Origin of the sequence: Bradyrhizobium erythrophlei (assembly GCF_900142985.1) — a bacterium.
Lineage (GTDB): Bacteria > Pseudomonadota > Alphaproteobacteria > Rhizobiales > Xanthobacteraceae > Bradyrhizobium > Bradyrhizobium erythrophlei_B.
This window is the reverse complement of the sequence record NZ_LT670849.1, coordinates 4,337,910-4,361,472: the sequence shown is the minus strand read 5'-3', so window position 1 is coordinate 4,361,472 and position 23,563 is coordinate 4,337,910. Positions and strand designations below refer to the sequence as shown.

21 protein-coding genes and 1 other RNA gene are annotated in these 23,563 nt (G+C 61.4%); 11 read left to right on the top strand and 11 right to left on the bottom strand.

Going from position 1 to position 23,563, the window contains the following annotated elements; translation table 11 throughout:
* The first annotated feature begins 13 nt into the window (after positions 1-13).
* From rnpB to BUA38_RS20390, 3 genes are all read left to right on the top strand, one after another.
* Positions 14-421, top strand: an RNA gene (gene rnpB / locus BUA38_RS20400) — RNase P RNA component class A.
* 160 nt (positions 422-581) lie between these two features.
* Positions 582-1,103 (top strand): hypothetical protein, encoded by a 522-nt coding sequence (locus tag BUA38_RS20395; RefSeq protein WP_072820632.1) that lies wholly within the window; start codon positions 582-584, stop codon positions 1,101-1,103.
* A 4-nt stretch (positions 1,104-1,107) separates the two neighbouring features.
* Positions 1,108-1,851 carry a sulfite exporter TauE/SafE family protein gene (locus BUA38_RS20390; RefSeq protein WP_072820630.1) on the top strand — a complete coding sequence of 248 codons (744 nt, stop codon included), beginning with the start codon at positions 1,108-1,110 and terminating at the stop codon, positions 1,849-1,851.
* A gap of 21 nt (positions 1,852-1,872) precedes the next feature.
* Here the strand turns inward: BUA38_RS20390 and BUA38_RS20385 are convergent, their stop codons facing one another.
* The 5 genes from BUA38_RS20385 to BUA38_RS20365 all read right to left on the bottom strand — a co-directional run bounded on the left by BUA38_RS20385 (position 1,873) and on the right by BUA38_RS20365 (position 9,705).
* On the bottom strand, positions 1,873-3,675 hold the full coding sequence (locus BUA38_RS20385; RefSeq protein WP_072820628.1) for an ABC transporter ATP-binding protein: 1,803 nt from the start codon (positions 3,673-3,675) through the stop codon (positions 1,873-1,875).
* Between the two features lie 336 nt (positions 3,676-4,011).
* Complete coding sequence (locus tag BUA38_RS20380) at positions 4,012-5,514, bottom strand: MBOAT family O-acyltransferase (RefSeq protein ID WP_072820626.1); 1,503 nt, start codon at positions 5,512-5,514, stop codon at positions 4,012-4,014.
* A gap of 11 nt (positions 5,515-5,525) precedes the next feature.
* The gene (locus BUA38_RS20375; RefSeq protein ID WP_172806058.1) at positions 5,526-6,527 is read right to left on the bottom strand and encodes a hypothetical protein; all 1,002 of its coding nucleotides are present in this window, start codon (positions 6,525-6,527) and stop codon (positions 5,526-5,528) included.
* Positions 6,528-6,649: 122 nt separating this feature from the next.
* Positions 6,650-8,230, bottom strand: coding sequence for a DHA2 family efflux MFS transporter permease subunit (locus tag BUA38_RS20370; protein WP_072820621.1), 1,581 nt, complete (start codon positions 8,228-8,230; stop codon positions 6,650-6,652).
* 143 nt (positions 8,231-8,373) lie between these two features.
* Positions 8,374-9,705: an HlyD family secretion protein gene (locus BUA38_RS20365; RefSeq protein ID WP_072820619.1), complete on the bottom strand. Its 1,332-nt coding sequence runs from the start codon at positions 9,703-9,705 to the stop codon at positions 8,374-8,376.
* A 178-nt stretch (positions 9,706-9,883) separates the two neighbouring features.
* On the opposite strand from BUA38_RS20365, the gene BUA38_RS20360 reads away from it, so the two are divergent.
* Positions 9,884-10,519: a TetR/AcrR family transcriptional regulator gene (locus tag BUA38_RS20360; RefSeq protein WP_072820616.1), complete on the top strand. Its 636-nt coding sequence runs from the start codon at positions 9,884-9,886 to the stop codon at positions 10,517-10,519.
* Between the two features lie 58 nt (positions 10,520-10,577).
* Here BUA38_RS20360 and BUA38_RS36820 read toward each other — a convergent pair whose 3' ends face one another.
* Positions 10,578-10,934: a hypothetical protein gene (locus tag BUA38_RS36820; protein ID WP_156898596.1), complete on the bottom strand. Its 357-nt coding sequence runs from the start codon at positions 10,932-10,934 to the stop codon at positions 10,578-10,580.
* A gap of 844 nt (positions 10,935-11,778) precedes the next feature.
* Here BUA38_RS36820 and BUA38_RS20355 point away from each other — a divergent pair.
* The 4 genes from BUA38_RS20355 (at position 11,779) to BUA38_RS20340 (ending at position 15,662) form a co-directional block, all read left to right on the top strand.
* Positions 11,779-13,104, top strand: coding sequence for a TAXI family TRAP transporter solute-binding subunit (locus BUA38_RS20355; RefSeq protein WP_072820613.1), 1,326 nt, complete (start codon positions 11,779-11,781; stop codon positions 13,102-13,104).
* Positions 13,105-13,157: 53 nt separating this feature from the next.
* Positions 13,158-13,370: a hypothetical protein gene (locus tag BUA38_RS20350; protein WP_072820610.1), complete on the top strand. Its 213-nt coding sequence runs from the start codon at positions 13,158-13,160 to the stop codon at positions 13,368-13,370.
* Between the two features lie 69 nt (positions 13,371-13,439).
* Positions 13,440-14,840, top strand: a complete 1,401-nt coding sequence (locus BUA38_RS20345) for a DUF1254 domain-containing protein (RefSeq protein WP_072820607.1) — start codon at positions 13,440-13,442, stop codon at positions 14,838-14,840.
* Positions 14,841-14,900: 60 nt separating this feature from the next.
* Positions 14,901-15,662, top strand: a complete 762-nt coding sequence (locus BUA38_RS20340) for a DUF4239 domain-containing protein (RefSeq protein WP_072820603.1) — start codon at positions 14,901-14,903, stop codon at positions 15,660-15,662.
* Positions 15,663-16,102: 440 nt separating this feature from the next.
* On the opposite strand, the gene BUA38_RS36815 is transcribed toward BUA38_RS20340, so the two are convergent.
* Both BUA38_RS36815 and BUA38_RS20330 read right to left on the bottom strand, forming a co-directional pair.
* A complete protein-coding gene (locus tag BUA38_RS36815; RefSeq protein ID WP_156898595.1) occupies positions 16,103-16,438 on the bottom strand; it encodes a hypothetical protein in 336 nt (111 codons plus the stop codon).
* Between the two features lie 76 nt (positions 16,439-16,514).
* Positions 16,515-17,195: a glyoxalase superfamily protein gene (locus BUA38_RS20330; RefSeq protein ID WP_156898594.1), complete on the bottom strand. Its 681-nt coding sequence runs from the start codon at positions 17,193-17,195 to the stop codon at positions 16,515-16,517.
* A gap of 505 nt (positions 17,196-17,700) precedes the next feature.
* On the opposite strand from BUA38_RS20330, the gene BUA38_RS20325 reads away from it, so the two are divergent.
* The 3 genes from BUA38_RS20325 to BUA38_RS20315 all read left to right on the top strand — a co-directional run bounded on the left by BUA38_RS20325 (position 17,701) and on the right by BUA38_RS20315 (position 19,811).
* The gene (locus BUA38_RS20325; protein ID WP_156898593.1) at positions 17,701-18,192 is read left to right on the top strand and encodes a hypothetical protein; all 492 of its coding nucleotides are present in this window, start codon (positions 17,701-17,703) and stop codon (positions 18,190-18,192) included.
* Between the two features lie 170 nt (positions 18,193-18,362).
* Positions 18,363-18,782: a hypothetical protein gene (locus BUA38_RS20320; protein WP_072820586.1), complete on the top strand. Its 420-nt coding sequence runs from the start codon at positions 18,363-18,365 to the stop codon at positions 18,780-18,782.
* A gap of 45 nt (positions 18,783-18,827) precedes the next feature.
* On the top strand, positions 18,828-19,811 hold the full coding sequence (locus BUA38_RS20315) for a tripartite tricarboxylate transporter substrate-binding protein (RefSeq protein ID WP_072820584.1): 984 nt from the start codon (positions 18,828-18,830) through the stop codon (positions 19,809-19,811).
* A gap of 295 nt (positions 19,812-20,106) precedes the next feature.
* Here the strand turns inward: BUA38_RS20315 and BUA38_RS20310 are convergent, their stop codons facing one another.
* The 3 genes from BUA38_RS20310 to BUA38_RS20300 form a co-directional block, all read right to left on the bottom strand.
* Positions 20,107-21,144, bottom strand: a complete 1,038-nt coding sequence (locus BUA38_RS20310) for an alpha/beta fold hydrolase (protein ID WP_072820581.1) — start codon at positions 21,142-21,144, stop codon at positions 20,107-20,109.
* Positions 21,145-21,366: 222 nt separating this feature from the next.
* Positions 21,367-22,605, bottom strand: coding sequence for an extensin family protein (locus BUA38_RS20305; RefSeq protein ID WP_072820578.1), 1,239 nt, complete (start codon positions 22,603-22,605; stop codon positions 21,367-21,369).
* Positions 22,606-23,136: 531 nt separating this feature from the next.
* Positions 23,137-23,481 (bottom strand): hypothetical protein, encoded by a 345-nt coding sequence (locus BUA38_RS20300; protein WP_072820575.1) that lies wholly within the window; start codon positions 23,479-23,481, stop codon positions 23,137-23,139.
* Positions 23,482-23,563: the final 82 nt, after the last annotated feature.

The window sequence follows — 23,563 nt, the reverse complement described above, 5'->3', positions numbered from 1 at the left end:
ATGCCTTGGCACGTCAGTCGGCCGGGCGGCCGCTCCCTCGCGGGAGAGGAAAGTCCGGGCTCCATCGACATACGGTGCCGGATAACATCCGGCGGGGGCAACCCCAGGGAAAGTGCCACAGAGAACGAACCGCTTCCTCCTTCGGGAGGCAGTAAGGGTGAAAAGGTGCGGTAAGAGCGCACCGCGGGTCCGGCAACGGAACCGGCACGGCAAACCACACCGGGAGCAAGACCGAATAGGGATGGCGACGCGGGTCGTTCGCGAAAGCGAAAACGCCCGCGGGAGCGATGTCAGGCTCGCCGTCCGGGTAGGTTGCTCGAGGCAACGCGCAAGCGCTGTCCCAGAGGAATGGCCGCCACGTCTTGGCCGCAGCAATGCGGGCAAGGCCCTACAGAACCCGGCTTACAGGCCGGCTGATACCGATAACGAGGGGTTCGGCGGGAACGCGCCGGACCCCTCGCCATTTCAAGGGCATGGCGGGAGGCCCTGTTTCGGCGCTATGCTTTGCCTTGCGAGCGCCATATCCCCGCTTTATTGCTTGGGAAATCGGCCGAATATCGGTATCGGTCAGGGGGAACGTCTTGAGCCGCGCATTGTCCTGCATCCGGGCTGCCACAGCACTCGCCGCCATCGCGGTCGTCGCTGCCGGATGCGCCGCGGCAAACAACGCGACCTCCGCGCAAGCATCCAGCCAAGGGTCGAACCAGGGCGAGCAGCCGTACAAGACCATGTACGGCATCACCAGCGAGGGCACGACCACAGACCTCTACACCGAATTTTTCGGCTCGCGCCAGCCGCCGCCTGCTCCCACGACAGCCGTCGCGACGGCCCAACCGGTTCAGCCGGTGGATGCGCAACCGGTCGCGCAGGCCCCCCAGAATGCAACCGCGCCGGGCCGATCGGGCCGGACCACCGCGGCCGGCCGCACGCCGCCGCAACCGGCGCCCCAGCCCGCACCGGTTCAGTCGGTCGCACAACAACCCGCGCCACCCGCGCCGCCGCCGGAAGCGGACGCTCCGACCGCCTACGGCATTCCCTCCGGCGGGCATACCACCGATCTTTACACCGCGATCTTCGGACCCCGGCAGAGCAGCGGCCAATAACAACATGAACGGAATAACCGTCGGGGTGCTGATGTTCGGCGCGCTTGCCGGCGGCTTTGTCTCAGGGCTTGCCGGTTTCGGCACCGCGCTGATGGCGCTCGGCATCTGGCTTTACGTTGTGACGCCGGATGTCGCGGTCCAGCTGGTGCTGGTGTGCTCCATCATCGCGCAGACCTGGACGATGCCGTCGATCTGGCGGTCGATTGACTTCAAGCTGGTGTGGCCCTTTGTGCTCGGCGGACTGGCCGGCGTGCCGATCGGCACCTTGCTGGTCGCCTATGCCGATCCGCGGCTGTTCAAACTTTCGGTCGGCGTCCTGCTTCTGATTTTTCCGGCCGCGCTCTATTTCCAGCGTCAGCCGATCGCCTCGAATATCGGCGGCAAGGCGGCCGACACCGGCATCGGCTTTGTCGGCGGCGTGCTCGGCGGGCTCGCCGGCCTCTCCGGTCCCGTTCCTATTCTGTGGGCGAGCGTGCGCGGCTGGGGCAAGGATGAGCGGCGCGGCCTGTTCCAGATGTTCAACTGGACGATCCTGACGGCCGCGTTGATCGCACAGGCGGGCTCAGGGCTGATCACCCGCGAGACGATGTGGCTGGCACTCGTCGTATTGCCGGCAACGATCGGCGGCGCATGGCTCGGCACGCGCACCTATCACGCCTTGAGTGATGGAAATTTCCGTGACGTCGTGCTCGGGCTTTTGTTCCTCTCCGGCGTGACGCTGGTGTGGAGCAGCGTGCCGCTGCCGTAGCTGGCCCGGCGGGGCGATGCCTCACCCCGCCGCCGCGCTGGTCATGAATTCGGACGCCTGGCGCTCGAACAGGCTCCGATAGATTCCGCCGCTTCGCCGCGAAAGCAACGCGTGCGTGCCCTGCTCTGCGATCCGGCCATGGTCGAACACCAGAATCCGGTCGAGACCGCGCACCGTGGAGAAGCGGTGCGCGATCACGATCGAGGTCCGCCCCTTCATCAGCCGCTCCATTGCCTCCGTAATCAGCGCTTCCGATTCCGAATCCAGGCTTGAGGTCGCCTCGTCCAGAATCAGGATCGGCGCATCGGCCAGGAACGCACGCGCCAGCGCCACGCGCTGACGCTCGCCGCCGGAGAGCTTGACGCCGCGTTCGCCCACCAGCGTGCCGTAGCCCTTCGGCAGACGCCGGATGAAGTCGTGCGCATTGGCCAACCGCGCCGCCCGCTCGATCGCCGCTTCCCCGGCATCCGGCCGGCCATAAGCGATGTTCTCGGCAAGCGAGCGGTGAAACAGGATCGGCTCCTGCTGCACGACTGCGATCTGGCTGCGCAGCGATTGCTGCGTCACGTCGGCAATATTCTGCCCGTCGATCAGGATCCCTCCGCCCGAGACGTCATAGAGCCGCTGCAACAGCTTGACGAAGGTCGTCTTGCCCGAGCCGGAACGGCCGACAAGGCCGACGCGCTCGCCGGCACGAATGTCGACCGACAGACCCGTATAGAGCGGCGTCTGGTGCCCGCCATAGTGGAACGTCACGTCCTCGAACACGACGTGGCCGCTTGCGATGTGGATCGGAGCAGCACCCACCGCATCGGAAACGCCGATCGCCTCGTCATGGATCGCGACCAGTTCCTCCATGTCGTTCACCGAACGCTGAAGGTTGTTGATGTGCATGCCGACGTCGCGCAGATAGGCGTGGATCACGTAATAGCTGGTGAGCACGTAGGTCACGTCGCCCGGCGTGGCGCGGCCCAGGATCCACAATAGCAGAGCGCCGCCGATCACCGAACCACGCAAGCACAACAGCACCGCGAGCTGAGCCGCATTGGTGTAATTGTAGCGCAGCCAGGTCCGGTTGACGCGACGGCTCCAACGGTTTAGGACTCGCGCCAGTCTTTCGTCCTCGCGCGCCTCCGCGCCGAACGATTTCACGACCGCGTTGCAGGTCATGGCATCGGCCAGCGTGCCGCCAACCTTGGTGTCCCAGGCATTGGATATCCGCGCAACCGGCGCGATGTATTGCGTCGAGAACACCACCGTCATCGGGACGTAGACCAGCGCGCCCACCGCGGCGACGAGACCAAGCAGGGTCCAGTGCAGCCCGAGCAGGATCATCGAACCGAGCAGCACCATCAACGACGGCAACAGCGCCATCAGGATCGTATCGTTGTAGAGATCGATCGCCCACATGCCGCGGGTGACCTTGCGCACGGTCGAGCCGGCAAAGCTGTTGGCGTGCCAATCCGTCGAAAAGCGCTGCACGCGCGCAAACGCATCGCGCGCGAGATCGGACATGATGCGCAGCGTGAACGGCACGATCGCCTGCATCCCGACGATGCGCAGCATGATCGACACGAATCCGAGCGCGACGATGCCGCCGAATGCAACGAAGGCATCATGGCGCGCCACCTCGTGCGCGGCGCCCGGCGCGAGCGCATCGACCAGCCGGCCGGAGAAAACCGGCATGAACAGATCGGCGACGGTCGCGCCGAGAAAACCGCCGGCCACGATGGCAGCCAGCCTCGGCTGCTCGAGCCAGTGGCGGAACACGAATGGAATGACCACGCGGATGGCGGCCGGCCGTTTCTTGGCATCTGCAATCATGGCTCTCTTCCGTCGGGGGAAAACGCGCGACGGCTCCTCTGGGCGCGACGCGTCGAGGCAAAGCCTTGCGCGCACGCGGCGATCTGAATTTCAACGACTTGGGAAAAAGGACCGGGGGTTCAGCCCCGATCGATGCTGTCGGATAAGGCCCTCAACCGGCCCGCAGGGTACCCAGAAGACATGCATCCAAAATCGGCCTCGGACGCGAGGATACGATCTGCGAAAATGTCGAAATCATGCAAATCTCCCCGGTTCGAGCAACGATGCGCTCTATATAAAGGCGTCGCGCGGGATTCGCAACACAAGAGCGCCGCGCCGAACAGTCAAACCGAACACTCAAAATTGAAAATAGAGAAATTCAAGCCGCTGCCACATGCCGAACAGCGAGACGGCGATCGCGAGCGCCGACAGCAAGGCCCACGCGAAGTTCGGCCGCCAGCGCGGCCCGCGTGATGGTTCCACCGCGCGGCGATATTCGCGATCGCCGTAGAGTTCGGCCACATTGGGGAGGAACAAGGCAAGCGCAAGCGACAGCGCCACCGCGGCGCTGCCGATCGCGAGCAGACGCTCTTCGCTTACCAAAATCGGCAGGTCCATCACACGCAGAATGCCCGGCGAAACATAGGACGAACTGCCGCCGCCAAAGCCGAACATCGCGCTCAACACCGCCCACGCCCCGGCAAACGTCTTGGCGCGAAAGAACACCCAGGCGATGACGACGGCGCTGAACGTGACGGCCCATGCGGCGATGTCAGCAAGGTGATTGGACGACGCAGCCTTCGGCGCCGCGCCTCGCCACTTCTGCCAGCGGTGATTGAGGCTGAGATAAACGCCGTGAAGACCGCCCCAGATCAGAAAATTCCACCCCGCCCCGTGCCAGAGTCCACCGAGCAGCATCGTCAGCATCAGGTTGAGATAGCGGCGGCGCTCTCCGAGCCGGTTGCCGCCGAGCGGAATGTAGAGATAGTCGCGCAGGAAGCGGGACAGCGTGATGTGCCATCGCCGCCAGAAATCGATGATCGAGGTCGCCTTGTAGGGCGAACGGAAATTGACCGGCAGGCGGATGCCGAACAACAGCGCCAGCCCGATCGCCATATCGGAATAGCCGGAGAAATCGAAATAGATCTGGAACGCGTAGGACAATGTCGAGAGCCACGCCCAGCTAGGGGTGACCGCGCCGCCGGCGTCGAGATGGGCATAGACCGGCGAGACGAACTGCGCGAGGTTGTCCGCGATCACCACCTTCTTGAACAGCCCGGCGGCGAAGATCGCCAATCCCCGTGCCGCCAGCGCCGCCGAACGCGAGGTGCGCCCGCGCTTGAATTGCGGGATCATCTCCGCATGGTGGACCAGCGGCCCGGCGATCAGATGCGGGAAGAACGACACGAACAGCGTGTAGGCCACGATGTCGCGCTCGACCTTCGCACCCCGCATCACGTCGACCAGATAGGCGATCTGCTGAAACGTGAAGAAGGAGATGCCGAGCGGCAGCACGACGTTCACGAACGGCAACGGCGCGCCGGTCAACGTGCTGATGCTGTCGAAGATGAAGTTCGTGTATTTGAAATAACAAAGCAGCGCGAGATTGAGCGCCACGCCGAGCATGCCGACGGCGCGTCGGCGCGAGCCATCCTCCATCAGGAGGCCGAGCGAAAAATTCGCCCCGATAGAGGCTATCAGCAGCACCAGATAGACCGGCTTCCACGCGCCGTAGAAAAACAGCGATGCGACGGCCAGCACCAGGATGCCGGCACGCGGCGAATGACGCCGCGCCGCGGCGAAGGCAAGCGCTACGGCCGGAAGGAATTGAAACAGGAAGGTGTAGGAGGAAAACAGCATCGCGAGGGACTTTACGGAGCCAATCGCGACATCAGATAGCGCGTATAGATTGGAATGCCCGAGATATTCACGTGCATCTCGTCGGCGTAGTTGGCCTGCGTAACGCCCGGGACCGACATGATGTTCACCACGTCAAAGCCGCAGGCGCGGCCGACAACCGTTACCAGCGACACATATCGGTTGTCCTTTTCCTTCCATTCGGGATCTTTCGCGCGATCGTAGCGCGGCGCCCAGGGCGGAATGACCACCGTCACCTTGCGCGCCAGGTTCACCATGTCGCACAGCGCGGCGGTCTCGAAGCGAGCCTTGGCGCCTGCGATATTCCAGTTGGCGTAATGCGGATGGGCGCCGATGGCGGCAGGCAGGCGGTCTTCGGGTTGAGAAATATCGAGAAAGAAAAGGCCGGACGCCGCCAGCGACTGCACCGGACGGCTGGTCGGCCGCTGCGATTCAAGCCGGGCCGCAAAGGCCTCGCGGATGAAACGGATCAGCGTGGAGACGCGCAGCGGCAAATACGTCGTCATTTGCCCGAACACGCCGAGCCGGGCGACGGCATCTTGCGGATTGAACACGGCCTGGCGGGCGCCGTCGTTGAACACAAACGGCGAAACGCTGACGACGACATGCGCATTCCGAAACAGATCAGGTTCGCGGCGCATCACGGCAAGCAGCGCCAGCGGCTCGCCGGCGTCATAGGCGATATTGACCGCCGATCCCTCCGCCTTGCCGGCCAACTGCGCCGCAAGACGCGGATCGACCTGATAGAGCGTGCGGCTGTCGCCGCCGAAAATCAGGTCGGGATGCGACGCCAGCAGCGGCAGCTTTTGCGAGAGCAACACCGGGACATCATCGTGAACGCGGTTGGCGACCGCAAGTAGACCGGCGAGCGCAACCAACCACGCCACCGCCGTCAGCACGAGCAGGCCTGCGATCCATCGCGCGGACGATATCTGCACGCGCTGAAACGGACTTCGGGCCGGAATGGATGCGCCTTGCGCCATCCGGCCCTTCAACCACGGATTCTCGGATCAGACAACATCCACGCGGTCATTGCGAGCGTAGCGAAGCAATCCAGCGGAACCGCTCAAGGATTCTGGATTGCTTCGTCGTTTCACTCCTCGCAATGACGGCTGGCTTAGTGGCCGCCGCCGCCCGCCGTCGCGGCCGGGTTCGGCTTCTTCAACAGCATGACCATCAGGCTCAAGCCGACGTAAAACAGAGTCAACATGAAGAAGGCGTCGCCATAGCCCATCACTACGGCCTGGCGGTGGACGATCTGCGAGAGCTGCTTCAAAGCCATCAACGCGGCGTCGCCCATGCCCTGCATACGCTGGGTGAAATCGTTGAGCGTTTCGGTCGCCATCACGTTGCCCCAGTGAACGCGATCCTGAAGCCGCGAGATGTGCAGATCGGTGCGATCGTTGAGCACCTCGTTGATGACGGCCAGTCCCACCGCGCCGCCGAGATTGCGCGTCAGGTTGAACAGGCCGGAGGCGTTCTTGACGCGATCGGCTTCAAGCGTCCCGAGCGCGATCGTGTTGGTCGGCACCATGGCGCACATCATGCCGATGCCGCGCAGGATCTGCGGCAACAGCAACTCGTAGAAATCGTAATCGCGGGTGATCCAGGTCATCTGGTAGGAGCCAGCCGCGAAGACGACAAGGCCGAAGGCGATGATCAGACGCATGTCGACCTTCTGCATCATCCGGCCGACGATCGGCGCCATCAGGAACATGGTGGCGCCCGACACGAACATGGTCTCGCCGATCATCAGCGCGCTGTAGCCGCGCACCTCGGAGAGATAGCGCGGATACATGTAGGTCAGCCCGTAAAGGCCGATGCCGACGCAGAACGAGATCAGGCAGCCGACGCCGAAATTGCGATTCTTGAAGGCCCTGATATCGACGATCGGTTCGTTCGCCGTCAGCACGCGGTAGAAAAACGCGATGGCCGAGGTCACGCAGACCGCGGCACATACCGCCACCGACGTATCCTGCAACCACTCATATTGCGGGCCTTCCTCCAGCACGTATTCGAGCGCGCCGAGAAATCCCGCCATCGTGATCAGGCCGAACCAGTCGAAGTGTTCGAGCAATGCGAAATTCGGTTCGTCGAAGTCGACCAGCGCCAGGACGCCGAAGGTGATGATGACGCCCGGCACGACATTGATGAAGAAAAGCCAGTGCCAGGACATCAGGTCGGTGATGATGCCGCCGACCGTGGGCCCGATGGTCGGCGCCAGCGTCGCGACCAGGCCGATGATCGGACCGACGATGTGGAACTTCGAACGCGGGAACACCGTATAGGCGGAAGCGAACACGGTCGGGATCATGCCCGCACCGAGAAATCCCTGGATCGCGCGCCATAGGATCATCTGCTCGATCGTCGAGGCAAAGCCGCAGAGAAAACTCGAAATGGTGAAACCGGCCGCCGAAATCGCAAACAACAAGCGCGTGCCGAGGGCGCGCGACAGAAAGCCGGACAGGGGTATCGCGATCACCTCGGCGATCAGATAGGCGGTCTGCACCCACGAGACTTCGGTCGAGCTCGCCGAAAGGCCGGCCTGGATGTCGGTGAGCGAGGCCGAGACGACCTGGATGTCCAGGATCGACATGAACATCCCGAACACCATGATCAGAAACGCCACCAGCCGCCGCGGCTCGATGCGTTCGGCCGGCGCGGCGATCATAGCGGGCGATGCTGTTGTATCGGTCATGATGCGACTGATCCGTCATTGCCTGCGACAAACGCAAAGCGTTTGCGCACGGGAGCGCACGCGACGAAGCAATCCAGGGCCAAGGAGTAACTCTGGATCGCTTCGCTGTCGCTCGCGATGACGGCAGGCGGCATGGGTCTCTCTTACTGCCGATGGGTCGCGGTCGGTGAATCCAGGTCGGCTTCGCTTTCGGCGTCGGCCGCGCCGTCCGTGGTATCGACGGTGGCGTAGACCGACATGCCGGCGCGCAGAAGGTTCTGCCGCGCCACATCCTTCGGCACGCGAATCCGAACCGGCAGGCGCTGCACTATCTTGGTGAAGTTGCCGGTGGCGTTATCCGGCGGCAACAGCGTGAACACCGAGCCCGCGGCCGGCGAGATGCTCTCGACGATACCGGCGAACTTGCGATGGCCATAGGCATCGACCGCGATCGTCACCGGCTGTCCGGGACGGATCCGCTTGAGCTGGGTTTCCTTGAAATTGGCGTCGATGAAGACGTCGTCGAGCGGCACCACGTTGCCGAGCCGTTGGCCGACGGCGATGAAGTCGCCGGTGTTGACCATGCGGTTTGAGAAGGTGCCTTCGACCGGCGCACGCACCGAGGTGAAATCGAGGTCGCGTTCGGCCTTGGCGAGCGTGGTCTGCAATTCCATCAACTGGGCGCGGGCTTCCGCCTGCTGCGCCTTCGCCACTTCGACATTGCTTTGCGCGGCATCGACAGCGGCGCGGGCCGACTTCACCCCCGCCATGCCCTGATCGCGGCCGGCTTCGGAAACTTCGTAAGTGGCGCGCGAGGCGTAGCCTTTCTCGTTGAGCTGCTGCTGGCGATCGTAGTCGAGACCGGCGCGCTTCAGCCCGGCTTCGGCGGAGGCGAGCTGCGCCCTGGCCTGCTCGGCTGCGCTTTCCTGCGCGACGACCTGGCGGCCGAGCCGTTCGATCGTCGCCTGCTGGGTCGCAATCCGGGTGCGCGCCGCGTCGACCGCGATACGATAATCGCCGTCGTCGATCTTGAAGACGACGTCGCCGGCATGAACCAGCGCGTTGTCGCGCGGCAGGATCGTTGCGATGTGTCCGGATACCCGCGCACCGAGCACGGTGTTGTTGGTGCGCACATAGGCGTCATCGGTCGCGACGTGGAAGCGGCCGACCAGGAACCAGTGCACGCCGTAAGCGCAAGCTGCGAGCGCAAGCAGCGCGACCACGCCGAAGAACACGGTCTTCTTGCGGTTCTGGGGTTTTGCCGCCGGCGCTCCTTTGGCTTCCGCGGCCACGGGCTTTGCGACGCCCGGGCGATCGGTCACATCAGGACCACGGCGGGTGGTCTCGTCGGAAGCATGGGCGCGAATCGGTTCGGCGATTTCGGACGAAGCCTTTTCGGACGAAGCCTTTTCGGACGAAGCCTTGGGGCCTTCGTTGCCGGTCACTTCCAGCTCCTCGCGCAAAATCCGCGCCGCCTGATCTCTCGCTGCGGCCATCGCGGCCCCTCCCACACTAAAAATATATTGCTGACGAAGGCCGCACAGGCCTCCGCCGATTGTGATCAAAGTATCATTGACCGAACCGTTCGGTCAATATATATCTTACCCGGATACTATACGGGGAACACCCTTCGAAGTTGTTTCCCGCCGCCAAATCTTCCCGGAAGATAAACCAATGGTTGCAGAGAACACGTCACCTCTCCGTCTGGTCGGCGAAGTGGATTCCGCCAAGCGCCGGCAGATCGTCGACGGCGCCCGCAAGGTCTTCATGGATCTGGGCTTTGACGGCGCCAGCATGGGCGAGATTGCCCGCGCCGCCGGCGTCTCCAAGGGCACACTCTACGTCTACTTCGACGACAAGAGCCGGTTGTTTGAGGCGATCGTCGAGGAGGAAAGCCTCGAGCACGGCAAGCAGGTCTTTAACTTCGACCCGGAACGCGACGTCACCACCACACTGATGGATTTCGGCCAGGCCTATATCGGGGTGCTGTGCCGACCGGGCGGCGGCTCGGCGATCCGCACGGTGATGGCAATCGCCGAACGGATGCCGGAGGTAGGACGGAATTTCTATAACAACGTGATCGCGGTCACGACCGCGCGGTTTTCGGCCTATCTCGAGGTGCGGGTGGGCCTCGGCGATCTCGCCATCGACGACATCCCGCTGGCCGCGACCCAATTCACCCAGATGTGCCAGGCCTCGCTGTTCCAGCCGTTTATTTTTCAAGCCGCGCCCGCGCCCTCGCCCGAGCGCATCCACCAGGTGATCGCCAGCGCCACGCGGGTATTTTTGTCCGCGTATGGGAAGAAGTGAGGGCATCGTCGATGCGAACGTCCGGGCCTCATGGTTCGAGACGGCGCTTCGCACCTCCTCACCATGAGGGGCTTGAACGGCTTGCTCCGACCTCATCCTGAGGAGCATCGCGTAAGCGATGCGTCTCGAAGGATGGACGGGACAACGATCGGACATAGCTTTTCCCTCCCGCGAGGGCCATCGCCTCCGAGTCCTTGCAAAACAACATCCCTCCTCCAAAACAGAGGGCGCAGGAAATGCCGGATGCGAGACGCACCCGCAGCTCCGCGTGCGAAAAAATAAAAGCACGCAGATAAGTCACCACAGGTTCGCCGAACATTCCGGCATTCCCTGCGCGATTGGTTTTAACGGCTTCCTTCGTGCTCTCCCCGGTGACCGGCTTTCTTGCCACCGTCGCCAGCGCAATGCGAAGCATTGTCGCTCGCTTGGCATCAGCATCGGATGCCAGGACCACACGACTTCACCGTCCGCCCTGAAGCGCGCATCGTCCGGCGCGCGAAGGCGTCCATCGCATCCTGCGCCAACGTTCGTGACGATCGCGAAGCGCCCCTCCTGGCGGGCACAGGACGCGCGGAAATCTGCTCGTGATTTGCCCGTCGTCACAAGGCAAACGCCTGCGGCACATTGGCACGACGGGCAAATCAGTTGGGGGATGCAAATTCGTGTCAAGTGAATCTACTGCGCTTGCGATGTCCGCTGCTGCGGCCGACATGACGACGCCGAGATGTGACTTCCGTTAGTAACCCCAAACGGAGTGCGTTAGTAACCCCAAACGGAGTGGCGGCTGAATTCCTTCCCTCAATGGTTTCGCAATTGCGGTGACAAACGTGCTTGCTCCCAAGTTGCATCGGGTGCAGAATTTCCATCGGAGATAAACAACGGTCATAAGTGTCAGGGTGCCTGACACGCTTTGCGTGACCGCCCGCACTGGCTTTATGCCGATCTTCGTCATGCGGCAATTATCGAAAATTTCTGCTCTGAAATTGATCGACCTTAAACCCCCGACAGCGCTGTTGATGTGCCGAAGGGCGCACCTTCACCAGATCAAGTCAGGTCCCCATGAGTCTTGCCGACGCGGACTCTCCGGCCCGACATCGGAAGCAAGCCGGCATGCGGCTCGTTCCCGGCGGTACGTTCCGCATGGGATCGAACAAGGCGGCAAATGAATGCCATGACTCTGATCGCGTGCCGCAGTTCGGGATCAGCTGACCTCAAAGACAGCACCAGAAGGATTGTGTCGACCCGTTAGAGGAACGAGCATGGTTTCGCAAAATTGGCCAGTCTGGCTTCGTTTTGTCCTGCTTGTCGGTGTGGTTGGACTTGCGTCGGGCGCGAGCCTCCTTGCCTATCGGTATTACACGCGCCCGGTAACGCTGAGCGTGGCGGTGGGGTCGATCGACGGCGAAGCCGCCAAGGCGATGTCGGCCATTGCGAGCCGGCTGGTTTCGACCAACGCGCCGGTGCGCCTCAAGGTTATCGACAACGGCACGGCGCTTGAAGCGGCGAGCTCGTTTTCGGCGGGCAAGGTCGATCTCGCGGTGGTTCGCGGTGACGCCGGCGATCTGTCGCAAGCGCAAGCCGTCGTCGTCGTGAGCCATGTGGTCGTGCTCATCATCGCGCCGCCGGGTTCTCCCATCGACGGTATCGACAAGTTGAAGGGCCGCCGCGTCGGCGTGATTGGCGGGGACGCCAATAGCAAAATTGTCGACGTGCTGAGCAGGGAATTCGGCCTCGACCGCGCCAAGGTCTTCAAGGATATCGCGTTGACGGATGCCCGGCGCGCCATTCAATCCAAAGAGGTGAGTGCGCTGCTGGTCGTGATTCCACTGGCTGGAAAATATCTGTCACTGGTGCGGGACTTCTTTCAACAGGGAGGCTCCAAAGCGTTGCCGGTGCTGGTCCCGATCGAGTCCGCCGGGGCAATCGCACAAGCCGAACGCGCTTATGAGAGCTTCGACGTTCCCAAGGGCACGCTGCGCGGGTCGCCACCAGTGCCGGACGATGACCTGACGACCTTGAGGGCTTCATTGTATCTGGTTGCACACAAGAAGCTCAGCGCTGATTTGATCACCAGCCTTACGCTAACGATCATGAAAGTGCGCAGGGAGCTTCTCGCCGAGGACCCGATTTTCGCACAGATCACCGCGCCCAGCACCGATCAGGATGCCTACCTTCCGCTGCATCCCGGCGCGGCAGCCGTATACAACAGCACCCAGCAAAGCTTCATGGATGAATACGGCAACTGGATTTACCTGACGCCGATGGCACTCGGGGGCGCGGCCACCTTACTCGCCGCGGCCTGGAAATTCCTTGGACTGGCCCAGCCCTCAACCGGACAAGGTCCGCTGGATTCTCTTTATGCGCTGGGACGCCGGATCCGGAAGGCAAGCACCGAGGCCGAGTTGTCAGACATCGAAGAAGAGATCGACGACATCCTCAATGCGCAGCGCACCAAATCCGCCGGCGGGGACGAGAACGCGGTAGATGACGCGACGCTCAATGTGGCTGCGCATCGGCTGGAGGGTTTGATACACGATCGACGAGCGATGCTTGCGAAGAGACCCGCGGTGGTCTCCGCGGCCTGAGCGACGCGGCGCGCGACCGACGGGTTTGGGCCCTTAACCCAAGGAGAACAGTCATGAGACGCCTTACGATCTCTCTATTGCTGGCAGGAAGCTTCATTGCCTTGAGCACGATGGAGGCAAGCGCGGTTGTCTGCGCCCGCGGCGTCTATCGTGCGGGCTGTGTCTCCACCCGCGGCGCCGTAGTCGTTGGAGCCCCTCGGGTCCACCACCGCGCCGTTGTAGTTGCGCCGCGGCGCGCCGTGGTCGTTCACCGCAGGGTGTACTGATTAATGGGCCTCGGCAATCGACGGGAAGCCAGGATTGACGAAATTTGAGCCTTAACAGGGAGAACCGTCATGAAGCGCTCGATGATCGCATTATTTCTCGCAGGAAGCTTCATACAATCAGCGATGGCACAGAGCGCTTCTTCGTCCATCACCGAGGAGGCGGCGCGCGCCATCGGCATCGATGCCTATGTCTACTTCTATCCCCTGCTGACGATGGACATCACGCGCAAGCAATTCACCAACGTCGAGCCGGGCACGGAGTTCGGTAAAGGTCCGATGAATACATTTGTCAACGTCCCGGAATATCCTCCCGCTGACTTCAAGGGGGTTGTTCGCTCCAATTTCGACACGCTCTATTCCATCGCCTGGCTGGATTTAACCAAGGAGCCGCTGGTCGTCTCTGCGCCCGACACTGACGGGAGATTTTATCTGCTGCCGATGCTCGACATGTGGACCGACGTCTTTGCGTCCCCAGGCTGGCGGACGACGGGGACGACGGCGGCCAATTTTCTGATGACCCCGCCCGGCTGGACAGGAACGGTACCGGAAGGATTTACGCGCATCAGCGCGCCTACTCCCTATGTCTGGATCATTGGTCGTACCAAGACTGACGGCCCGGCCGATTACGAAGCGGTGCATAAAATCCAAGCTGGCTACGTGGTCACGCCGCTCTCGCGTTGGGGCAAGCCACCTGAGCCCGCGATTGTAAAAATCGACCCCGGCATCGATATGAAGACGCCGCCGAAGATTCAGGTCGATACCATGCCAGCCGCGAAATACTTTGCCTACGCAGCTGAACTGCTGAAGCTGCATCCGCCTCACGATACCGATCAGCCGATCATCTCACAGATGAAGCGTATCGGCATCGAGCCTGGCAAGAGCTTCGATTTCGAAAAACTCGACCCGGCCGTGAAGAAAGCGCTGGAGAGCGCGCCTGCGGACGCCCAGCACCTCATGACGTGGAAGATCGCGACCCTCGCCCGCGTCGTGAACGGCTGGTCGATGAACACCGACACCATGGGTGTCTACGGTAATTACTATCTCAAGCGCGCCATGGTGTCCCAGGTAGGCCTCGGCGCCAATCTTCCGGAGGATGCCATATATCCGCTGAATCTGGGCGACAACACCGGCAAGCCGCTCGACGGCGCAAACAAATACACAATCCACTACGACAAGGGCGCCGCGCCGCCGGTGAACGCCTTCTGGTCCATCACCCTCTATGACACCGAAGGGTTTCAAGTCGGAAACAGCTTGAATCGTTTCGCGGTCGCGAGCTGGATGCCGTTCAAGACCAATGCAGATGGATCGCTCGACCTCTATTTCCAGAACGAGAATCCTGGCAAGGATAAGGAGGCCAACTGGCTTCCGGCGCCGAAGGGAGCGTTTAATCTGACCATGCGTCTTTATGGTCCAAAGTCCGACGCACTCACGGGAAAATGGAGCCCGGCGTCGGTGACGAAAGTACCATAAGCACCTCGGATTGATCGACGTCAGAGTCGGGTGTCGGTCGGCGTAGCTGACGGAGATATCATGACTGACCTGTTGATCTCGCTTCTTGTCTTCGTGGTGATATCAGGCGGCGCCCTGGCCGGCGCCGCCGCTCGACCCCTGCTGTCGGAAAGTCATCTTCAGCCGGACTCCAAGGACGTTGTCAAAATAGCAACGGGCCTGATCGGTACACTGGCCGCCCTTGTACTGGGACTGTTGATCGCATCGGCGAAAGGCTCGTTCGACCAGAAGACCAGCCAGGTCAGGCAGATGACCGCCAAAATCATTCTTCTTGACGAGTTGCTCGCGCAATATGGTCCGAACGCAATTCCCGTCCGAACCCGTCTGCGGCAAAGCATTGAGCCGTTGGCCAACAGCATTTGGCATGAGGGAGAGGTTGCGGCCGACAAGCCGGTTCCTTTCAGGGCGAGCGCCCAGTCTTTGGCCTTCGAGAATGAACTGGAAAGCCTGTCGCCGAGCAATGACACGCAGCGCTCACTGCAATCACGCGCCATCGCGGCCTTTACCGAAGGCGCGCAGACCCGGCTGCTTCTGTTTGCGCAGGCCGGCGGTTCAATCCCGACACCGTTTCTGATCATTCTGGTTTTCTGGCTGAGCGCGATTTTCGTCAGCTTCACTCTGTTCGCGCCAACCAATCCGGTCGTGATAGCCTCATTGCTTGTCTGCGCGCTGTCATTTGCCGGGGCGATTTTTCTGGTTCTGGAACTCGACAGCCCCTTCACGGGGCTGATGGGGGTTTCAAGCGCGACGCTGCGCCATGCGCTTTTGCCGCTAGGTCCGTGAGGCCATGATCCTGCGCGCGCTGATCGGCGGTTGTCAGCTCGTCATCCTGGCGCTGCAGCTAGGATTCTGGTTCGTTCCATAGACGCTCGGGTACCGGCCTGTTTCCGACCCTGGTGGCCGGTTTTGAAAATCACAGTGGCCTAGTTTGAATTAGTACCGCTCCGCGCTGGCGTGATCGGCAAAAGACATCCGGGCGTAGGCGGCAAGCTTTTCGAGGAAATAAGCGACCATAGCCTCAGCAAGCTCTCTAGTGTCTGCGGCAGTCCGACTGATTTCGCCACTGTCTGAATACAGAACGGCAGCCCAAGGTTTAGCGCCGTTTGGTGTAGGCACGGCATCCCCGTAAATGGTCGTCATAGAGTCCCCTACTACAGGGTAACTCTAGCACAAGGCGACAATTCCTGGCGTGTCCGTACCACTACGGGATGATAAAGGCCGCCTCAGTTGGCGGCCCTTTTTCGTAGCATCCCTGAGCGTGTAGCGTCGCCTGTTGGCAGATAGTGTTGCAAAAGTCGTTTTGCAGGAAATGCAAAATTTCTCAGGGCCGCTGGCGCGTTATTCGTGTAATGATCTGAGGGACCTCGTCGCCTTGCGACAAATTCGTCGGCGACTTCGGCAGCGCGACTGAGACTATGCGAATCATCGACCTCTTTGCGCTTCGGGTTTTCGCCAAAAATTTGGACCGCTGCAACTTTCGACTTTTGCAACACAATCGGCACTTCGCCGACATGATTGGCAGCCGATACGATGTCCGCTGCCAAGCGCGAAACAGACATGACGACGCCAAGCTGTGGCTTCCGTTAGTGACCCGGAGCGGAAGCGACCGTCGACGCGGAGCCCTCCGATTGAGTGTCACGGTTCAAGCGACGAAGATTTCGCCTCCACGTCCACGACGAAGGTTTTCGCTATTCGGTCGAACAGATCGGCCATTGCGTGCCATCTGCTGGTGCCAAAACTCACCACGTACGCAAGCGTGCCATAAAGCACGAAGTAATGGCGAACACTCCAGGTGCCACCTTTGTCGTCAGGCTTGTCAAAGTCGAGTGTCGGCACCACACGCGATCCGATGGTAGTTTCACCCGGAACAAAATTTCCGAAACCGGCGTTAACCAGAGATTGTTGTATTTGATCGACGTATGCCTTGAGACCCTGTCCGGGATCGTAGGGTTGCCGAAAAATGATTGAGACGTGCACGCCGCCTTCATGCGAAGCGAAACGAATCACCTCGTACGGGCTGTTGGTTGGCACGGCAGGAAATGCATTCCAACGCGCGGGGATATCCAGCGCGAAGTTCCATTCCTTGCTGGTATAACGCTTCATCTCGATGTTGTTGATAGGGGACTTTTCCGGCAGCGTGCTGCCAGTGCCTGAGACTTGATCGCCCAAGATTGCACGACAAGCACGCCAGCTATCGTACCCGTGATTTCTTGCGACCTGCTCAAGGGCGTCGCAGTGTTTGAGGGGATGCCCCTGAGCGCTCGCTTTCGCTTCAAGCGCTGCGGCCTCGGATTTGAGTTCATCGATTGATGACACGACAACTTCCTTTGCTCGCGGGTTGTCTCAGACGGGGTTCCGTTCGCCTGCCCGCAAACCAAGGTGGTTGGCGTCAGAAGAATAACTATCGCTCTTTGCCATGCCGTAGGAAACGGGGGAACCGGGAGGCGAGCGATGACCTACGGAATTTTGGCGCTGTCCAAGCAAAAACGCAAGGCCGCCCTTCTCGTCGTAAAGGCAGCAGGATGTTCTCCTGTTGACCGTTAGCGGACATCACGGACGGTTGCGTCGATGTCCGCTGCTTGAGGACGAAACAGACATGACGACGTCGAGCTGTGACATCCGTTAGTGACCCGAAGCTGACTTCGTGTTCGATAGTCGTGATGTCCGCCTCCTGGTGAGGCCGGCGGCGCGCCTCGGTCTCCAGACGAGCGGCCGCTTGTGACCCAGTTCACACCGTTCATCAGCGAGCTCGGGTATCAAGGAGCGGCCCTTTCTGGCGAAAAGGGGACCAAGCACCGCGCTGACGCAAGGAACGGTGGGGATGAATGCACAAGGCAGCGTCATCCGTTACATCACCACGATGGTGATCGTCGGGTTTGTCGTGCTAACGGCGGCGACTTTCCGCAGTGCTCGGAAAGAGATCGGCCAAGCCTTGCCCGCCGACGCGATGACAGCAGCCTACTTCAAACTGCATTCCGAACCTGACTGTAGATTTAAAGGGGCCTGGCAAGACTGGGAACGCGACGAATGGATGACGCTTGGCTGCCTCGAAGTCAAAGTTCAGCATCGCGAGGGCAGCTACAACCTTGCAACAGGACCCCGGGCGACTTTGCAGGTCTCAATGCAAGGCACCTACTGGATCGACGGAGCGGGCCTTCTCCATGTCGCTCGCCAGGACAGTGAAGGGAAAAACCACGATTTCAGCGTGCCGATCTCGGTCGAAAATGCCGAGTACCCTACGCAGATGTGTTTCGCGGAGACCACCGAAGAGATTGCGTGCACTGCGTTCTTCATTTGGAAGAAGGATGACTAAGTTCTTCACAACGGCTCTCAACACGGTCTCTCCGTCGTCCGAGCGACCGATTGCGGTGCGAAAACCTCCTGATGTGGACGCACCCGCATTCTGCTTCTAGTCTGACCAAGCTCAGCAGGACCGAGTCCGAACGGCTTCGGAGCGATGCTGCGGTTTGGTGGGGGCGGCCGATGGATCGGGTAAAGACTTTCGCGATGGTTCTGTTGATTGCGTGGCCGGCGACCGGATCGTTTGTCGCAGCGGCGCCGTTGTTTGAGCCTGAGGCGATTTGCCGGACTGCGATTGCAGCAATCAAGGACCGCGATCCGAAATTAATCAAGGTCGCCCTGACAAGAGGCGACGTTTTCTTCCTTACCTACACGCGGCCCATCGACAGTTTCGTCTGGACGTATCGATGCAGGATCGAGGGCAGCCGCGTTGTCTGGGCCGATGAGCCCGGGCGATGGCGCAATGATCCGAAAGACGACAGGATTTCGTTCGAGGCCATCGACGCCGGCGCACGCCTTCAAATCGTCGCAACCCATCGCAACGGCCAAAGCGAAAAGCAGCTATTCGAGCGGGACAAGATTTTACGATCTGGCGCCGAGTAAAATCGCTGAGTTCGACGCGCAACGATCCCTCGATGTGAAGCAGGCATGAAACGTCGTCAATTTATCGCCCTGGTGGCTGGCATGGCCGGATGGCCGGTCGTGGCGCGCCTGCCTGGCGCGCTTGCACAGTCTTCGCGTCCGGTCACCATCATCGTGCCCTATGCGGCGGGTGGCCCGACCGACACGCTCGCGCGAATTCTGGCCCAGCGCATCTCGGTCGGGCTTGGGCAAAACGTTTTAATCGAAAATGTGCCGGGCGCGAGCGGAAGCATAGGCGTCGGTCGTGTCGCGCGCGCCTCGCCGGATGGCACGACGCTCAGCATCGGCAACGTTGGTTCACACGTTTTCAACGGCGCCATCTATTCGCTACCGTATGATCTGCTGAACGACCTGAAACCGGTTGCGCTGGTTGCCAGCAATGCGCAGTTGCTTCTCGGTAAACCCGGCATACCCGCAACGACGCTCGAGGAATTGATCACCTGGATCAAGGCGCAGCCCCGCGCGATTCTGATCGGAACGGGCGGGCCCGGAAGTGCAGCCCACCTCAGCGGGGTGTATCTCGAGCAACATCTGAAGATTTCGGCGACGATGGTCCCCTTTCGTGGCACCGGACCCGCGTTACAGGCTTTAATGGCAGAGCAGATCGACATTCTTTTCGACCAGGTCTCGAACGCCCTGCCGCAGGTGAGGGCGAAAACCATCAAGGCTTATGCCGTCACGGCAAAGAATCCATCTTCAGTCGCACCCGACATCCCGACGACGGATGCAGCCGGCTTGCCGGGCTTTTACGTCGCCGTCTGGCACGGGCTATGGGTCCCGAAGGATACCCGGGCCAGCGTCATCGCCAGTCTCAATTCCGCCGTTGTCGATGCGCTGGCGGATTCAACCGTCCGCGCGAGACTGGCAGAACTCGGTCAGGACATTCCCGCGCCCGATCAGCAGACCCCGCAGGCGCTCGGCAGCTTTCAGAAAGCCGAAATGGAGAAATGGTGGCCGATCATCAAGGCCGCCAATATCAAGCCGGAATAGGCGTTGGCGTCGTTGGCTGCACCCCCGTCATTGCGTGCGACAAACGCAAGAGAGCGTTAGCGACGAAGCAATCTATCCACTCGTCATCACCGGGCCTAGCCGTTCGAAGAACGGCGTAGCTTCCACTCGCCTATGCCCGGTGATCCACGTCTTACTTTGGGAGACCGACGACGTGGATGGCCGGGTCCCGTCTCCGCCAAGGCTTCGCCGGGGCCACTAGCTCACTTGGCCGCCGAAGCTTTAGCGAAGGCGGCAAGCCCGGCCATGACGAAGAGATGGCCATTACGGCGTGCGATCACCCGCCCTTCGCCACATCGATCACCGCGTCGGCAAAGGCCTGCGGCGCTTCCTGCGGCAGGTTGTGCCCGATGCCGCCTGATATCAGGCGATACGAATATTTGCCCGAGAACATTTTCGCATAGGCCGATGGCTCCGGATGCGGTGCGCCGTTGGCATCGCCCTCCATCGTAATCGTCGGCACGGCGATCACCGGCGCTTTCGCAAGCTTCGCTTCGAGCTCGTCAAATTTCGCTTCGCCTTCAGCCAATGCCTGCCGCCAGCGATAATTGTGAATCACGATCGCGACGTGATCCGGATTGTCGAAGGCTTTCGCGCTGCGCTCGAACGTGGCGTCGTCGAAATTCCATTTCGGCGAGGCGAGCTTCCAGATCAGCTTGGAAAATTCACGGCGATATTTTTCATAACCCAATCGCCCGCGTTCGGTCGCGAAGTAGAACTGATACCACCATTGCAGTTCGGCCGCCGGCGGCAGCGGCAGCTTGCCGGCTTCCTGGCTTCCGATCAGATAACCGCTGACGGAAACCAGCGCGGTGCAGCGCTCCGGCCATAGCGCTGCGATGATGTCGGCCGAGCGCGCGCCCCAGTCGAAACCGGCCAGCGTCGCTTTCTCGATTTTGAGCGCATCCATCAGCGCGACAATGTCGGCGGAAACCGCCACGGGCTGGCCGCTGCGCAACGTGGCATCCGACAGAAACGCCGTCGTGCCATAGCCGCGCAAGTGCGGAATGATGACGCGATGACCCGATGACACCAGGATCGGCGCCACGTCGACGAAGGCGTGGATGTCGTAGGGCCAGCCGTGCAGCAGGATCACCGGCTTGCCGTCCGCAGGTCCGGCTTCCGCGTAACCGACGTTGAGCACGCCCGCGTTGATCTGCTTCAGGGACGCAAAGGACGTGTTGCCGCCGCCCTTCGCCGAACCGCTTGCCGATGGCGTCTGCGCATTCGCGGCGGCGCTCAGGGAAAATTGCGTTGCGGCAATGGTGGTTGCGGAAGCTCCGAGGAAACGGCGGCGATCGATCGGGTCTGACATGAAAAGCTCCCTTGTGCCGGTGGCGGATGATTGGGGGCTTTATAGACCTGAATAGGGCGGAATGTGTACGGGTGACGGCGGGCGCTCGCGTGTCCCGGACGCGGTGCAGCGCGTAACGCTGCCCCGCAGAGCCGGGGCCCATGCATATACAATACGATGTGAAGATAGTGGACCCCGGATCAGCAGCGCACCACTTCGTGTCGCGCCGCGTCCGGGGAATGCCTACTCGTCCTCGAACTCGTCTTCCTCGTTGACCTTTTCGCCGTGCCTGCGCGAGGCGGCCTTGCGCGCGCCGAGCGATCCCGTCGCATATGGCTCACGCGACGAGGCGTAAGGGTTGCGCTGCATGGCGCGCGAGGCGACTTCCTCGCCGGAGACGGCGGCAGGCTGGCAGATCAGACGACGCGAGGCACGGCGCATCAGGTCCACATGAATGTGGTCGTAGTGATAGACGTTAGAGCCCGGCGCCAGCACTGTGGTGAATTGCTGGCACGCGCCCGCCTCGACATCGCGCAGGAAGCCCTGCTCTTCCGGCAAGCCGCGCCAGCCATCCTTCACCGTGACGTGGCGTCCGTCGGCCAACGTAAAGGCGGCAATGTCGAGCGCATTGCCGAACGCATGTTCGGAAATATGCGCGCTCGAATTGCCGTTCATGCCGCGGCAGGAATAGGCCGAGATCTGCTTGATCTCGACCACGCGCTGGCGAAACCAGCGCTGCGCCGCCGGCTGCACGGTCTCGGCGATCCACCGGTCGAGCACCGAGACGAGCGGGCACGCGAGCGTCGCGGCGGGCTTCACCGCGACCGGCCCCGCGGCTATCGCCTGCATCGGCCCCGGACCGAGCCGCGGTGGTGGCTGATACGACGGCGCGAGAGGCGGCGCTTCGACGCGCTCCGGCGCGCCCGGCGGATAGCGGTCGCGCGAATAGTTCGGCTGCGGCGCATAGGGTGATGACGGCCCTGCCTGCCAGCCATGCGATGCGCTTTCATCCTCCTGGTCCGGCGCGAGGCCAGGCGCGCGCAACGAAACCGGACCGTTGGACGACGCGCCATAATTACTGGGGGCGTCGTAGTTCGAGCCGCTATAGCCAGGCGCGCGATACGGCTGGTCCGGATAATAAGTCGACGGCGGCGGCGGAGGCGGCTGGCCGCCCGGCCAGCGCGGCTGATTGCCGATGCCGGCGGGCGGACGCATATCCTCGTCGGCAAAACCGAAACTCGCGGAGCTTTCGCCGAGCGCAGAGACTTTCAGCGGAAAATCGGCGCCGCAGGCACCGGGGCCGGAGATCGGACTTATCCGAACCAGATCAGGGCCTTCCTTGACCTCGCCGGATTTCAGGCAGGCGATCTCAGCCTCGGCCCGCCACGGCTCGCGCTCCTCGGAGAAGAATCCGCGGCCGCATCCCGCAAGCGAAACAAGGACGAAGGAGCCGACGAGATACAAACAAACTCCGCGCGTCATGCGGGAGAACTTCAACGAATTTATTTAAGGACTCATCAACGCCTTGTTTTCACGACTCTTTAACCACGTGACGAACCGTTGTGCGCCGCCGAGATGGAACGGATGGACAGCAACGCTGCCTTTTTTGGCGTGGAACGGATCGTTAGCCTTAAGCGTTATGGCGGACCACTGGAGCGGATTTGACATTCGCTGCAGACCTGACGGCGAGTTCGTAAGGCGAATGCAAAATCCAAAGCTCCAGTGAAGATGAATTTCTTCAGGTGGCCCTTTGATTTCGACATTCGCAAGACTGCCCGCTGAGAAGGGATGCGAATGTTGAAATCGGACCACTGGCTCTGACCCTCGGGAGGTTTGTGATGACCTTGAGTCCTTTCATCAACAAGTTGAGCATCGTGACGGCCTATGTCGCGTTCGCCTTTGTCGGCGCGATCGTGCTTGGCATGTTCTAGGACACGAGACCCATCCGAAATCAGAAGGCCGGCGGTTGGATTGATCCAGCCGCCGGCTTTATTTTGCCAGCAGACATCGCGGCTACCAGACATTCGAGCAGTCCGAACCGGTGACGTCACCGATCTTGAAGCTCTTGCACATCATGCCGGGATTGTCCGGGTCGGGATAAAATCCCGAGCGCGACGTACGCTCCCGCACCGTGTGGCTGAACCGCCATCCGTGGCTCAACATGCAGCTCTTGTATTCGCGCGACGTCGGTACGCCGTTCTGCGGCGCACCGAGCAATCCCGTGCAAGCACTGGTGTCGGCTTGCAGCACGGCGTCGCCGCGCGGATGTTTGGCGACGTTGGTGTAGACATCATGATCGGCCTTCGCACCGACAACGCTGCCGATCAGCAGCACGACTATCAAGGCAATACGTTTCATTTGAATTCTCCATCTCAATAACAAGCATCCGTCGGTCGCGATGGATGCCCGCTCCGGTTCAGATGGATTGGATGACAAATTC